The organism is Agromyces rhizosphaerae, assembly GCF_027925245.1.
In the GTDB taxonomy this organism is placed as follows: Bacteria; Actinomycetota; Actinomycetes; order Actinomycetales; family Microbacteriaceae; genus Agromyces; species Agromyces rhizosphaerae.
In genome coordinates, this window is record NZ_BSDP01000001.1 from 3,473,535 (window position 1) to 3,486,483 (window position 12,949).

15 protein-coding genes are annotated in these 12,949 nt (G+C 71.3%); 1 reads left to right on the forward strand and 14 read right to left on the reverse strand.

Annotated elements, in window-relative coordinates:
* Positions 1-14: 14 nt before the first annotated feature.
* The 14 genes from QMG39_RS16435 to hrcA all read right to left on the reverse strand — a co-directional run bounded on the left by QMG39_RS16435 (position 15) and on the right by hrcA (position 12,318).
* Positions 15-179: a hypothetical protein gene (locus tag QMG39_RS16435; protein ID WP_281886868.1), complete on the reverse strand. Its 165-nt coding sequence runs from the start codon at positions 177-179 to the stop codon at positions 15-17.
* Positions 176-838 carry a DsbA family oxidoreductase gene (locus QMG39_RS16440; protein ID WP_281886869.1) on the reverse strand — a complete coding sequence of 221 codons (663 nt, stop codon included), beginning with the start codon at positions 836-838 and terminating at the stop codon, positions 176-178. The genes QMG39_RS16435 and QMG39_RS16440 overlap by 4 nt, the downstream gene beginning before the upstream one ends.
* An 88-nt stretch (positions 839-926) precedes the next feature.
* Complete coding sequence (locus tag QMG39_RS16445) at positions 927-1,559, reverse strand: DUF4304 domain-containing protein (protein ID WP_281886871.1); 633 nt, start codon at positions 1,557-1,559, stop codon at positions 927-929.
* Positions 1,560-1,595: 36 nt separating this feature from the next.
* Positions 1,596-2,405: an isoprenyl transferase gene (locus QMG39_RS16450; RefSeq protein ID WP_281886872.1), complete on the reverse strand. Its 810-nt coding sequence runs from the start codon at positions 2,403-2,405 to the stop codon at positions 1,596-1,598.
* The gene (recO, locus tag QMG39_RS16455) at positions 2,402-3,139 is read right to left on the reverse strand and encodes a DNA repair protein RecO (RefSeq protein ID WP_281886874.1); all 738 of its coding nucleotides are present in this window, start codon (positions 3,137-3,139) and stop codon (positions 2,402-2,404) included. The genes QMG39_RS16450 and recO overlap by 4 nt, the downstream gene beginning before the upstream one ends.
* A gap of 121 nt (positions 3,140-3,260) precedes the next feature.
* Entirely contained in the window at positions 3,261-5,036 is a 1,776-nt protein-coding gene (leuA, locus tag QMG39_RS16460) for a 2-isopropylmalate synthase (RefSeq protein WP_281886875.1), read from the reverse strand.
* A gap of 214 nt (positions 5,037-5,250) precedes the next feature.
* Positions 5,251-6,159, reverse strand: a complete 909-nt coding sequence (gene era / locus QMG39_RS16465; protein WP_281886876.1) for a GTPase Era — start codon at positions 6,157-6,159, stop codon at positions 5,251-5,253.
* Positions 6,152-7,468 carry a hemolysin family protein gene (locus QMG39_RS16470; RefSeq protein WP_281886878.1) on the reverse strand — a complete coding sequence of 439 codons (1,317 nt, stop codon included), beginning with the start codon at positions 7,466-7,468 and terminating at the stop codon, positions 6,152-6,154. Before QMG39_RS16470 ends, era begins: the two co-directional genes overlap by 8 nt.
* Positions 7,469-7,470: 2 nt before the next feature.
* On the reverse strand, positions 7,471-7,932 hold the full coding sequence (gene ybeY, locus QMG39_RS16475) for an rRNA maturation RNase YbeY (protein ID WP_281886879.1): 462 nt from the start codon (positions 7,930-7,932) through the stop codon (positions 7,471-7,473).
* A complete protein-coding gene (locus QMG39_RS16480; RefSeq protein WP_281887327.1) occupies positions 7,929-8,954 on the reverse strand; it encodes a PhoH family protein in 1,026 nt (341 codons plus the stop codon). The genes ybeY and QMG39_RS16480 overlap by 4 nt, the downstream gene beginning before the upstream one ends.
* 73 nt (positions 8,955-9,027) lie before the next feature.
* Entirely contained in the window at positions 9,028-9,384 is a 357-nt protein-coding gene (locus QMG39_RS16485) for an HIT domain-containing protein (protein ID WP_281886881.1), read from the reverse strand.
* A 24-nt stretch (positions 9,385-9,408) separates the two neighbouring features.
* The gene (locus tag QMG39_RS16490; RefSeq protein WP_281886883.1) at positions 9,409-10,143 is read right to left on the reverse strand and encodes a 16S rRNA (uracil(1498)-N(3))-methyltransferase; all 735 of its coding nucleotides are present in this window, start codon (positions 10,141-10,143) and stop codon (positions 9,409-9,411) included.
* A gap of 1 nt (position 10,144) precedes the next feature.
* Complete coding sequence (gene dnaJ / locus QMG39_RS16495) at positions 10,145-11,245, reverse strand: molecular chaperone DnaJ (protein ID WP_281886885.1); 1,101 nt, start codon at positions 11,243-11,245, stop codon at positions 10,145-10,147.
* Positions 11,246-11,295: 50 nt separating this feature from the next.
* On the reverse strand, positions 11,296-12,318 hold the full coding sequence (gene hrcA / locus QMG39_RS16500; protein ID WP_281886887.1) for a heat-inducible transcriptional repressor HrcA: 1,023 nt from the start codon (positions 12,316-12,318) through the stop codon (positions 11,296-11,298).
* A 197-nt stretch (positions 12,319-12,515) separates the two neighbouring features.
* Between hrcA and QMG39_RS16505 the strand changes: the two genes are divergently transcribed.
* Positions 12,516-12,920 (forward strand): DUF4870 domain-containing protein, encoded by a 405-nt coding sequence (locus QMG39_RS16505; protein ID WP_281886889.1) that lies wholly within the window; start codon positions 12,516-12,518, stop codon positions 12,918-12,920.
* Positions 12,921-12,949: the final 29 nt, after the last annotated feature.

A 12,949-nucleotide genomic window follows, 5' to 3' on the forward strand; every position in this document is an offset into this window, starting at 1 on the left:
AACCGCGAACACGACTACGAGTCGGCGGGCCCGAATCCGGGGATGACGCAGGCGTCACCCTCGCAGACGGCGGCGGACGGGTCACCGGTCAGCATCGCGAAGGGCGTCGGCGCAGGGGCATCCATCGACTCAGTGGCATCCGCCTGCTCAGGGGCATCCGTCGCCTGCTCCCCGCTCACGCGGCCGCCTCGCGCTCGCCGGCGACCTGGGTCAGCGCCTGGCTGAAGAGCTCCGCCGGCTGCGCGCCCGACACGCCGTACCTGCCGTCGATCACGAAGAACGGCACGCCCTGGATGCCGTAGGCCGCGGCCTGCGCGATGTCGGCCTGCACGGCGGCGGCGTACCGGTCCGAGTCGAGCGCCTCGCGCGCGGCATCCGCATCGAGCCCGACCTCGGCGCCCAGCGCGACGAGCTCGTCAACGCGGCCGACGTGGCGGCCGTCGACGAAGTACGCCTTGAGCAGGCGCTCCTTCAGCTCGAGCTGCAGGCCCTGATCCTTCGCGAAGTGCAACAGCTCGTGCGCCTTCAGCGTCTTCGTGTGCTGCAGCGCCTCGTAGTCGTACTCGAGCCCGGCGTTCGCGGCGATGCCCACGACGCGGTCGATCATGCCCTGCACCTGCTCGACCGGCAGGCGCTTGTGCCCGGCGAGGAAGTCGGCGGCGCTGCCCTCGAAGTCGACCGGCGTGTCGGGCGAGAGCTCGAACGAGTGGTACTCGATCTCCACCTCGGGAGCGTCGTCGCCGAGCGCGGCGATGCCGGCCTCGAGGTGGCGCTTGCCGATGTAGCACCACGGGCACGCGATGTCGGACCAGATGTCGATCTTGATGGGGGAACTCACGGTGAGGGCCAACGGATGCGGCGGGCGATCCATTCCCGCGCATCGATCGGCTCGCGCTCTGGGTGCCTGCGCTGTCCTCCTCGGCCGTCTACCGGGTCCGGATCGAGGGCACGAGGTCGGCGTGACCTCGCTCGGTGAGGTACGCGGCCAGGTACGGCGCGTGGGGTCGGCTCACGGGCTCGACGACGTACGCCTCGAGCAGTCGTCGCTCGCGCTCGGTCTCGCCGCGGGCCCGGCAGAGGTCCGCGATGTCGAGCGCCGCCGCCGGACTCATGCCCAGCGGCGGCCCGTCCGGGCTGCCGAACGCGTCGAGCACGGCGGTCGCGTCGGGCAGCGCATCGAACCACGGCAATCCGATCGTCCACAGCGCCGATCCCGCCGCGGCGGACGAGCGGGGGTCGTCGAGCGACCACCACGGCCGCGTCTCCGGATCTGCGATCCCACGTCGCAGCTGACAGTTGTACTCGTTGATCCAGCTCCCCCGCGGCCCGCCGCTCCGATTCATCTGCGGTACGTAGATGCCGAACTCCACGCAGAAGTGGCCGTACAGGCGCTCACGCAGCCCGGGCACCTCGGTCCAGGCCGGGGGCTCCTTCGGCGCCATCCAGAACTTCACGACGTGCACCAGCCCATCGCCCGCAGTGCGGTTGAAGCCGTACCGCCGCTTGCGGAACCCGAGCCGCTTCAGCTCGGGTGCGTGCTCCGCGACGATCTCCGCCATCCGGCGAGATTCCGGCGTCGCGTCGGCCGCCACTCGTCAGGCGCCCGTGTCGGGCGTGTCGACCGCCCCGCCGAAGCGGCGGTTGCGGGTCGCGTAGAGCTCGATCGCCTTCCACAGCTCGACCCGCGAGAAGTCGGGCCAGAGCGTGTCGAGGAACACCATCTCGGCGTACGCCGACTGCCAGAGCAGGAAGTTCGACGTGCGCTGCTCCCCCGACGAGCGCACGAACAGGTCGACGTCGGGCATGTCGGGCACGTAGAGGCGCTTGGCGATGAGCTTCTCGCTCACGGCAGACGGGCGGATGCGGCCTGCCGCCACGTCGTCCGCGATCGAGCGCACCGCGTCGACGAGCTCGTTGCGCCCGCCGTAGTTCACGCACATCGTGAACTGCAGCCCCGTGTTGCCGGCCGTCAGCCGCTCGGCGTACTGCAGCTCGTCTATGACCGACTTCCAGAGGCGGGGCTTTCGGCCCGCCCAGCGGATGCGCACGTTCCACTCGTTCAGCTGGTCGCGCCGGCGGTGCAGCACGTCGCGGTTGTAGCCCATGAGGAAGCGCACCTCGTCGGGCGAGCGCTTCCAGTTCTCGGTCGAGAACGCGTAGACCGAGAGATGCTTCACGCCCGCCTGGATCGCGCCGGCGACCACGTCGAGCAGCACCTCCTCCCCCGCCTTGTGCCCCTCGATGCGGGTGAGGCCCTGGCGGTTCGCCCAGCGGCCGTTGCCGTCCATGACGATCGCCACGTGCTCGGGCACGGCGCCCTTCGGGAACGCCGGCGGCTCGAGCCCCGTCCAGTCGATCGTGCGGTAGGGCACCGCGTCCTTGTGGGTGTAGGGCTTGGGACTCACGTGTGCTCCGGTTCGCGGCTGACGTGCGGCAGCGAGCGCAGGCCGCGCTCGAGGTGCCACTGGGTGTAGGCGGCGACGATGCCGCTGGCCTGTGATCTGAGGCGCTCGCCCGCCGCGTCGGCGTGCGCCCAGTCGCCCTCGAGCAGGGCGCCGAGCAGCGCGATCGTCTCGGGGCTCAGCCTGGGTGCGCCGGGCGGCGCGTCGTCGTCGCAGACCACGCCGCCGACCTGCACCACGACCGCGGTGTGCGGGCCGGGGCGCCCGCAGCGGGCGCAGTCGGCGAAGCTCGGCGCCCAGCCCGCGATCGACAGCGCGCGCAGCAGGTACGAGTCCAGGGTGGCGGATGCCCCGTGCTCGCGCCTGGACAGCGAGCGCAGCGCGCCGACCAGCAGGAGGTACTGCGGTGTCGACGCCTCGGCCTCGCTCAGGCGGTCGGCCGTCTCGACCATGGCGTTCGCGGCGGTGTAGCTGGCGTAGTCGGCCGCGATCGGGGCGCCGTAGGCGCCGAGCGACTCGGCCTGCGTGATGACGTCGAGCGTGCGCCCCTCGTAGAACTGCAGGTCGGCGACCATGAACGGCTCGAGCCGCGACCCGAACTTCGAGGCGGTGCGGCGCACGCCGCGGGCGACCGCGCGCACCTTGCCGTGGCGCCGGGTCAGCAGCGTCACGATGCGGTCGGCCTCGCCCAGCTTGTGGGTGCGGAGGACGACCCCCTCATCTCGGTAGACGGGCACCACTCCAGTATCGCCGGTGCCGGCGTCATCGGGGCGCCGCGGGACGGCCCGTCGGGCGCGCGCTGCCGCGACCCGGGGGCATCCGTTCGGCTGGTTCGGCCGGGCCGAGCCCGGGAACCGCTCAGACCAGCGCGGGCTCCTCGACCGCCGCCTCCGCGACGCTCGTGCGCAGCGCGCGGTTGACCGCCGAGACGACCGCCTTCAGCGACGCCGTCGAGATGTCGCCGTCGATGCCCACGCCCCACAGGGTGCGGCCGTCGACCTGCGCCTCCACGTACGCCGCCGCGAGCGCGTCGCCCCCTGCCGACAGCGCGTGCTCCGCGTAGTCGAGCACCTTCACGTCGACGCCCTCGGCGCCGAGCACCGAGAGGAACGCGGCGACCGGCCCGTTGCCCGAGCCGTCGGCGTCGACCCGCTCGTCACCGTCGCGCAGGCCCACGCGCACGCGCACCTCGCCCGACAGGTCGGACTCGCTGCGCATCGACAGCAGCTCGTAGCGGCCCCACTTGTCGTCGGGGCGCTCCTGCGGCGCGGGCAGGTACTCGTCGGTGAAGATCGACCAGATCTCCTCGCTCGTGACCTCGCCGCCCTCGGCGTCGGTCTTGGCCTGCACGACGCCCGAGAACTCGATCTGCAGCCGGCGCGGCAGCTCGAGCGCGTGGTCGGTCTTCAGCAGGTAGGCGACGCCGCCCTTGCCCGACTGCGAGTTGACGCGGATCACGGCCTCGTAGTTGCGACCGATGTCCTTCGGGTCGACCGGCAGGTACGGCACCGCCCAGTGCAGGTCGCCGACACCGACGCCCACCTCGGCGGCGTGCGCCTCCATGGCCTCGAAGCCCTTCTTGATCGCGTCCTGGTGCGAGCCCGAGAACGCGGTGTAGACGAGGTCGCCGGCCCACGGGCTGCGCTCGTGCACGGCCAGCTGGTTGCAGTACTCGGCCGTGCGCTTGATCGCATCCATGTCGGAGAAGTCGATCTGCGGGTCGATGCCCTGCGTGAACAGGTTCATGCCCAGCGCCACCAGGTCGACGTTGCCGGTGCGCTCGCCGTTGCCGAAGAGGCATCCCTCAATGCGGTCCGCCCCGGCCATGTAGCCGAGCTCGGCCGCCGCGACGGCCGTGCCGCGGTCGTTGTGGGGGTGCAGCGACAGGATCACGTGCTCGCGGAACGCCAGGTTGCGGCTCATCCACTCGATCGAGTCGGCGTAGACGTTCGGCGTGGCCATCTCGACGGTCGCCGGCAGGTTGATGATGACGTTGCGCTCGGCCGTCGGCTCGAACACCTCGAGCACCCGGTTGCACACGTCCACCGCGAACTCGAGCTCGGTGCCCGTGTAACTCTCGGGCGAGTACTCGTAGTAGACCGTGGTGCCGGGCACCGTGGCCTCCATCTCGCGGCACTTGCGCGCGCCGGCGAGGGCGATGTCGATGATGCCCTGCTTGTCGGTACGGAACACCACCTCGCGCTGCAACACGCTGGTCGAGTTGTACAGGTGCACGATGGCCTGCTTCGCGCCCTGGATCGACTCGTAGGTGCGCTCGATCAGGTGGTCGCGCGCCTGCGTCAGCACCTGGATGGTGACGTCGCCTGGGATCGCATCCTCCTCGATGAGGCTGCGCACGAAGTCGAAGTCGGTCTGGCTCGCGCTCGGGAACCCGACCTCGATCTCCTTGTAGCCCATGCGCACGAGCAGGTCGAACATGATGCGCTTGCGCTCGGGGCTCATCGGGTCGATGAGGGCCTGGTTGCCGTCGCGCAGGTCCACCGCGCACCAGCGCGGCGCCTTCTCGATGCGCTTGGTCGGCCAGGTGCGGTCGGGCAGGTCGACGCGGATCTGCTCGTGGAACGGACGGTACCGGTGCACGGGCATCGCGGTGGGCTTCTGGTTGTGCTGCATTGCTGGACTCTCGCTTCTCGCTGGTGGGGTGTCAGCCGACGACGAACTCCGCGACGAGGGAGGCCTGAGAACTAGGACTCGTCGCGGCAGCTAAGAAGAAGCAGGCCAGAGAACACGTCTCAAGGCTACCACCCGCCGTGCGGGCGGTGTCCAGAGCGAGCGGATGCCCCGAGCCGGCCGCTCCCCCGCCGAACCTTCCGTCCTGCCCGGCGCCTCAGAACCCGAGCCGGCCGAGCTGCTTCGGGTCGCGCTGCCAGTCCTTCGCGACCTTCACGTGCAGGGCGAGGTACACCCTCCGCCCGAGCAGCGGCTCGATCTGCGCGCGGGCCGTCGCCCCGACCGCCTTCAGCCGGGCGCCGCCCTTGCCGATGATGATGCCCTTCTGGCTCTCGCGCTCGACGTAGAGGTTCGCGTAGACCTCGATCAGCGAGCCGTCCTCGCGCTCGATCATGTCGTCGATCGTCACGGCGATCGAGTGCGGCAGCTCGTCGGAGACGCCCTCGAGCGCGGCCTCGCGCACGTACTCGGCGATCCGCTCGACCGTCTCCTCGTCGGTGAGCGCGTCGGCCGGGTAGAGCGGCTGCGGCGACTCGGGCAGCATCGCGATGAGCTCGTCGACCAGCACGTCGAGCTGCTCGCCCTTCGGAGCGGAGACGGGCACGATGAGCTCCCACTCGCGCAGCTCCGAGACGGCGAGCAGCTGCTCGGCGACCTTCGCCTTCGACGTGGCATCCGTCTTCGTCACGATCGCGACCTTGCGGGCCCGCGGGTAGTCGTCGAGCTGCTCGTTGATGAACCGGTCGCCGGGGCCGATGGCCTCGTTCGCCGGGAAGCACATGGCGATGACGTCGACGTCGCCGAGCGTCTCCTGCACGAGCGAGTTCAGGCGCTCGCCGAGCAGGGTGCGCGGACGGTGCACGCCCGGGGTGTCGACCAGGATGAGCTGGCCGTGGTCGCGGTGCACGATGCCGCGGATCGCCCGTCGGGTGGTCTGCGGCTTTGAGCTCGTGATGGCGACCTTCTCGCCGACGAGCGCGTTGGTGAGCGTGGACTTGCCCACGTTCGGCCGGCCAACGATCGAGACGAATCCCGCGCGGTAGCCGGGCTCCTGGGTGTCAGCCACGTCCGTTCCTCCGTTCGTCGTCGGCGCCCTCGAACGCGCTCTGCGCGTCGATGAGCGCCTGGTCGCGCCAGGCGATCACGGTGCTGAGGCGCTTGCGCCGCCCCTCGGTGCGGTCGGCCACCATGATCAGGCCGCTGAGCGACGCCTGCTCGCCGAGCACCGGCAGACGGCCGAGCACCTTGGCGAACAGGCCGCCGACCGAGTCGACGTCCTCGTCGTCGAGCTCGATGCCGAACAGGTCGCCGAACTCGTCGACCGGCAGGCGCGCGCTCACGCGGAAGCGGCCGTCGCCGAGCTCCTCGACCTCGACCACCTCGCGGTCGTACTCGTCGGAGATGTCGCCCACGAGCTCCTCGATGAGGTCCTCCATCGTGACGAGGCCCGCGATGCCGCCGTACTCGTCGACGATCATGGCGAGGTGGTTCGACTCGACCTGCATCTGGCGCAGCAGGGCATCCGCCTTCATCGACTCGGGCACGAAGGCGGCGGGGCGTGCAATCTCCGCGATCTCGAGCTCGTCGGCGTCGAGCGGGCGCTCGAACCCGAGGCGCGAGAGGTCGCGCAGGTAGAGCACGCCCACCACGTCGTCGACGTCGTCGCGGATCACCGGGATTCGCGAGACGCCCGTCGAGTGGAACAGCCCCATCGCCTGGGTGAGGTGCGCGTCGGCCTCGATGGTGATCATGTCGGTGCGCGGGATCATGATGGCGCGCACCACGGTCTCGTTGAACTCGAATATCGAGTGGATGAGCTCGCGGTCGTCCTCCTCGAGCACGGCGTGCTCGGCGGCCTCGTCGACCATGCTGAGCAGCTGCTCCTCGGAGTCGACGCCGCCGAGGCGCGTGCGACCCGGGGTCACGACGTTGCCGAGCCAGACCAGGCCGTCGGCCAGCGGGCCGAGCAGCACGCGCGACGAGCGCACGAGCGGCGCCGTGAGCTTCAGGATCGCGCCCGCGTGCGCACGGCCCACGCTGCGCGGGCTGACCCCGACGAGCACGAACGACACGGCCGACATGAGCAGCGCGGCGAAGAGCAGCACGAGCCAGACGTTGTCGAGCACGCTCGCGAACGCGAGCGTCACGAGCACCGCGGCGGCCATCTCGGCCGTGATGCGCAGGAAGTTGAGGGCGTTGAGGTGCGGACCGGTGTCGTGCGCGATCGCGAGCAGGGCGCGCCGGGCGCGCGCATGCTCCGCGAGGTCGACGATGTCGCCGCGCGAGGTCGAGGTGATCGCGGAGTCGACCGCGGCCAGCAGGCCGCCGAAGGCGACGAGCACGAGTGCGGCGCCGCCGAGAAGCCAGGGTTCCATGCTCAGCGACGCCGTTCCTGCATCATGAAGCCGACGAGGATGTCGCGCTGGACGCCGAACATCTCCTTCTCCTCCGCGGGCTCGGCGTGGTCGAAGCCGAGCAGGTGCAGCAGGCCGTGCGCGGTGAGCAGCTGCAGCTCGTCGAGCAGGCCGTGGCCGGCCGACTGGGCCTGGGCGGCGGCGACCTGCGGGCAGAGCACGATGTCGCCGAGCAGGCCGGGGGGCGACATGGCGTCCTCGGTGCCGGGGCGGAGCTCGTCCATCGGGAAGCTCAGCACGTCGGTCGGGCCCGGCTCGTCCATCCACTGCACGTGCAGCTGCTCCATGGCGCCCTCGTCGACCAGCACGATCGCGAGCTCGGCGTCGGCGTGCACGTGCAGCGCGTCGAGCGCGTAGACCGCGAGGCGCTGCAGTCCCTCCTCGTCGACCTCGACGCCCGACTCGTTGTTGATCTCGATGCTCACGAGGTGCTCCTCCGCGGGGGCAGGTGGTCGCGCGGACCGGACTGGCTGCGGCGACGATCGGCGCGGTTGGCGAACTCGCGCGCCTGCTCGCGCTCGAACCGCTGCGCCTGCTTCGTCTGGTCGTACTCGGTGTACGCGTCGACGATGCGCCCGACGAGCGTGTGGCGCACCACGTCGTCGCTCGTGAGGGTCGCGAAGTGGATGTCGTCGATGTTCCCGAGGATGCGCGTGACCAGCCGCAGTCCGCTCGCGCCGCCCGGCAGGTCGATCTGGGTGACGTCGCCCGTGACGACCATGCGCGAGCCGAACCCGAGGCGGGTGAGGAACATCTTCATCTGCTCGGGCGTGGTGTTCTGCGCCTCATCGAGCACGACGAACGAGTCGTTCAGGGTGCGGCCGCGCATGTAGGCGAGCGGCGCGACCTCGACCGTGCCCGAGGCGAGCAGCTTCGGCACGAGCTCGGGGTCCATCATCTCGTTGAGCGCGTCGTAGAGCGGGCGCAGGTACGGGTCGATCTTGTCGGTGAGCGTGCCCGGCAGGAACCCGAGCCGCTCCCCCGCCTCGACGGCGGGGCGGGTCAGGATGATGCGGTTGACCTCCTTGCGCTGCAGCGCCTGCACGGCCTTGGCCATGGCGAGGTAGGTCTTGCCGGTGCCCGCGGGGCCGATGCCGAACACGATCGTGTGGTCGTCGATCGCGTCGACGTACGCACGCTGGCCCTCGGTCTTCGGGCGGATCGTCTTGCCTCGGCTCGACACGATCACCTGGCCGAGCAGCTCGGCCGGGCTGGAGCCGGGGTCGGCGTCGAGCATGCGCGCCGACGTGCGCACCTCGGTCGGCGTGAGGTCCTGCCCGCTGCGCACCAGCTCGAGCAGCTCGAGCACGAGTCGCCGCACGGCCTCGACGCCCTCCGCCGGGCCGCGCAGGGCGATCTCGTTGCCGCGCACGTGCACCTCGACGTCGGGGTACTGGTGCTCGATCGTCGTCAGCAGGCGGTCCTGGGGGCCGAGCAGCCGCACCATGGCGACCCCGTCGACGGCCAGGCGCGCCTCCGCGGGGCCCGAGGCGTCGAGCGCGGGCGCGCGCTCCTCGTCGTCAGCCGGCAAGGCTGCCCTCCTCGAGGCCGCCGGCGAGCACGTGCGCGTGCACGTGGAACACGGTCTGGCCCGCGTTGGCCCCGTTGTTGAACACGAGTCGGAAGTCGCCGTCGGCCAGCTCCGCCGCCACGCCGCGCGCGACCTCGACCAGCTCCGCGAGCAGGGCGGGGTCGGATGCCGCGAGCTCGACGACGTCGCGGTACTCCGGCGTCTTCGTGGTGACCACGACGTGCACGGGCGCCTTGGGCGCGATGTCGCGGAACGCGATGATCCGCTCGGTCTCGGCGACCACGTCGGCCGGGATCTCGCGTGCGACGATGCGAGTGAAGACGGTCGGTTCGGCGTCGTTCGGCATGGGCTCCATCCTACGCGCGGCGGCTCACCAGCGGCCGAGCCGCGCGCTCAGCAGCGCGATCGCGGCGGGGCCGGCGGTGGAGGTGCGCAGCACGTTGCCGCCCATGCGCACGAGCACGGCTCCGGATGCCTCGAGGCGGTCGAGCTCGTCGGGTGCGATGCCGCCCTCGGGGCCGACCACGACGGCGACGTCGCCGGCGTCGCCGAGGTCGACGTCGACGAGCCGCTCGTCGGCAGTGGGCTCGAGCACGAGGGTGCGGCGCGTCGCCGCGAGTCCAGCGAGGTCCGAGGTGGTGACGAGCTCGCGCACGTCGGGCAGCCACGCGCGGATCGACTGCTTCGCCGCCTCGCGGGCGATGCTCGCCCAGCGCTCGCGCCCCTTGCGCGCCTTCTGCGCGTCCCACCGGGAGACCGAACGCGCGGCGGCCCACGGCTCGACCGCGTCGACGCCGAGCTCGGTCGTGGCCTGCACGGCCCGCTCGTCGCGATCGCCCTTCGCGAGCGCCTGCACGAGCACGATGCCGCGCGCGGGCGCCTCGACGTGCGCGACGTGGGAGACGTCGATCGCGAGCTCGCGCGGCCCGGTGCGCACGACCTCGCCGGTCGCGACCGTGCCCCGGCCGTCGCCGATCGAGATCACCTCGCCGACGCGCACCCGGTTGACGGTCGCGGCGTGGCGTGCCTCGTCGCCGGTGAGTTCCAGTTCCGCCCCCGGCCGGGCATCCGCCCCGAGGTCCTCGCGCAGGAACAGGCTGGCCATGTCAGCTGAGGAAGCGGTCCCGGAGCTTGGCGAACAGCCCCTGCTGGAAGTGGGTGAGCGACGGCTCCGCCTGCTTGCGCGACGAGGCGAGCTGCTCGACGAGCTGACGCTCCTTGTGGCTGAGCTTCGTCGGGGTGACCACCTGCACGCCGATGCGCAGGTCGCCGCGGCCCGAGCCGCGCAGGCGCGTGATGCCGCGGTCCTTGACCGTGACGACCTCGCCGCTCTGCAGGCCGGGCTTCAGCTCGATCTCGACGTCGCCGTCGAGCGCCCGGATGGTGGCGTCGGTGCCGAGGATCGCATCGGTCATCGCCACCTCGAGCGTGCAGAGCAGGTCGTCGCCGTTGCGGCTGAAGACCTCGTGGTTGCGCACCTTGACCTCGAGGTAGAGGTCGCCGTTCGGCCCGCCGGCCGGGCCGGCCTCGCCGCTGCCCGGCATCTGCAGGCGCAGCCCGGTCTCGACACCGGCGGGGATGTCGACGGCCACCGTGCGGCGGGCGCGCACGCGGCCCTGGCCCTGGCAGGTGGTGCACGGCGTCGCGATCACGGTGCCGTAGCCGCGGCACGTGCCGCACGGGCTCGAGGTCATGACGTTGCCGAGCAGCGAACGCACCGAGCGCTGCACGCTGCCCGTGCCGTGGCAGATGTCGCAGGTCACGGGGGCGGTGCCGGGCTGGCAGCAACTGCCCCTGCACGTGTCGCACACCACGGCCGTGTCGACCTCGATGTCGCGGTGGGTGCCGAACACGACCTCGTCGAGGTCGACCTCCACGCGCAGCAGCGCGTCCTGTCCGCGCTCGCGGCGTGACCGCGGCCCGCGGGTCTGCCCGCCGCCGCCGAAGAACGTCTCGAAGATGTCGCCGAAGCCGCCGAAGCCCTGCTGTCCGCCGAAGCCCTGCTGTCCGCCCATGTCGTACTGCTGGCGCTGCTTGGGGTCGCTCAGCACGTCGTAGGCGTGCGTGACCTCCTTGAACCGCTCCGACGCGTCGGCACCGGGGTTCACGTCCGGGTGCAGCTCGCGGGCGAGTCGCCGGTAGGCCTTCTTGATCTCCTCGCGGCTCGCGTCGCGCGAGACGCCCAGGACTTCGTAGTGATCTGCCACCGAGGGTGGCTCCTTTCGTCGGTCGCGGCAGCCGGGCTGGCCGGTGCCGTTCAGTCGTTCCCGAGCATGCGCGTCACGTACCGCGCGACGGCGCGGACCGCCGCCATGTTGCTCGAGTAGTCCATGCGGGTGGGGCCGAGCACGCCGAGCCGGGAGATCTCGCGGCCCGGCGCGGTGAAGTCGCTCGCGACCACGGAGGTCTCGCCGAGCCCGAACGGGGCGTTCTCGCGCCCGATCGACACCGCGACCCCGTGCGGGTCGCCGGCCATCTCGCCGAAGAGCTTCAGCAGCACGACCTGCTCCTCGATCGCCTCGATGACGTCGAGGATGCTGCCCGCGAAGTCCTGCTCGGTGCGCACGAGGTTCGCCGCGCCCGCCACCACGAGCCGGTCGTGGCGCTGCGCCCGCGCCTGCTCGGCGAAGGTGCCGGCGACCGTGCGCACGAGGCGTGCGAGCGCGGGATCGCCCGGGTCGTCGATGCCGGCCAGACGGTCGGCCGCCTCGCCCAGCGGCATGCCGCCGACGGCGACGTTGAGCCGGGCGCGCGCATCGGCGAGGTCCGTCTCCTCGATCTCCTGCTCGGCGTCGACCACGCGCTGCTCCACGTGGCCGGCGTCGGTGATGAGCACGCAGAGCACCCGGGTGCCGCCCAACGGCACGAGCTCCACGTGCCGCACCTTCGCGCCGCCGAACGACGGGTACTGCACGACGGCGAGCTGGTTGGTGAGCTGCGCGAGCAGGCGCACCGTGCGCGCGAGCAGCTCGTCGAGGTCGCCCGCCTCGCCGAGGAACGTCTCGATGGCGTGGCGCTGGGCCTGGTTCAGCGGTCGGAACTCGCCGAGCCGGTCGACGAACAGGCGGTACCCCTTGTCGGTGGGGATGCGGCCCGAGGAGGTGTGCGGGGCCGCGATCAGCTCCTCCTCCTCGAGCAGCGCCATGTCGTTGCGGATCGTCGCGGCCGACACGCCGAACGAGTGCCGCTCGACGATGGACTTGGAACCGACCGGCTCACGACTGGACACGTAGTCCTGCACGATCGCCCGCAGCACGGCGAGGCTGCGATCCGAGACCATCCGCGCGTCCTCCCGATCCACTCGCCTTAGCACTCCGTCAAGTCGAGTGCCAATACTACCCCGGGACGCCCTGTGGAGGGCATTGCCGCGCGGTACCGGGCGCCGCTAGCGTGATCTGAGGCATCCCCCACCGGCCCGAGGCCGTGCTGCCGACGTATCCCTGCTCGAGCCACTCCCGAACCGAAAGGCACCTCCGCATGACCGACCAGCAGCAGCCCGCCGACCCGAGCGCCGAGCCGTCGCAGCCCGCGCCCCTCTCCCAGTCCGAGGACACCCAGTGGGCGTCGTTCGCACACCTCGGCGGCATCCTCGGCTTCCTGCCCTCGCTGATCATCTGGCTGATCTTCAAGGACCGCGGCGCGTTCACGAACACCGAGGCCAAGGAGGCGCTGAACTTCCAGATCACGATGGTCGGCGCATCCATCGCCCTCTGGATCCTCACCACGATCCTCATCACCGTCTCGTGGGGCCTGCTCTCCCCGCTCGCGATCTTCAACTACGCGCCGTGGGTCGTCAGCGTGATCTTCTCGATCATCGCGTTCCTCCAGGTCAAGGACGGCAACCACTACCGCTACCCCTTCGCCATCCGCCTCATCAAGTGAGCTGAACCGCGCCGCGCCGCGCCGACGCG

What these genes read in the sequence shown, in the direction of transcription:
- QMG39_RS16470 (WP_281886878.1), bottom strand. Translation starts at nt 7,468, where the DNA reads ATGGAACCCTGGCTTCTCGGCGGCGCCGCACTCGTGCTCGTCGCCTTC.
- hrcA (WP_281886887.1), bottom strand. Translation starts at nt 12,318, where the DNA reads ATGGTCTCGGATCGCAGCCTCGCCGTGCTGCGGGCGATCGTGCAGGAC.
- QMG39_RS16490 (WP_281886883.1), bottom strand. Translation starts at nt 10,143, where the DNA reads ATGGCCAGCCTGTTCCTGCGCGAGGACCTCGGGGCGGATGCCCGGCCG.
- leuA (WP_281886875.1), bottom strand. Translation starts at nt 5,036, where the DNA reads ATGCAGCACAACCAGAAGCCCACCGCGATGCCCGTGCACCGGTACCGT.
- QMG39_RS16485 (WP_281886881.1), bottom strand. Translation starts at nt 9,384, where the DNA reads ATGCCGAACGACGCCGAACCGACCGTCTTCACTCGCATCGTCGCACGC.
- QMG39_RS16505 (WP_281886889.1), top strand. Translation starts at nt 12,516, where the DNA reads ATGACCGACCAGCAGCAGCCCGCCGACCCGAGCGCCGAGCCGTCGCAG.
- QMG39_RS16445 (WP_281886871.1), bottom strand. Translation starts at nt 1,559, where the DNA reads ATGGCGGAGATCGTCGCGGAGCACGCACCCGAGCTGAAGCGGCTCGGG.
- QMG39_RS16480 (WP_281887327.1), bottom strand. Translation starts at nt 8,954, where the DNA reads ATGGTGCGGCTGCTCGGCCCCCAGGACCGCCTGCTGACGACGATCGAG.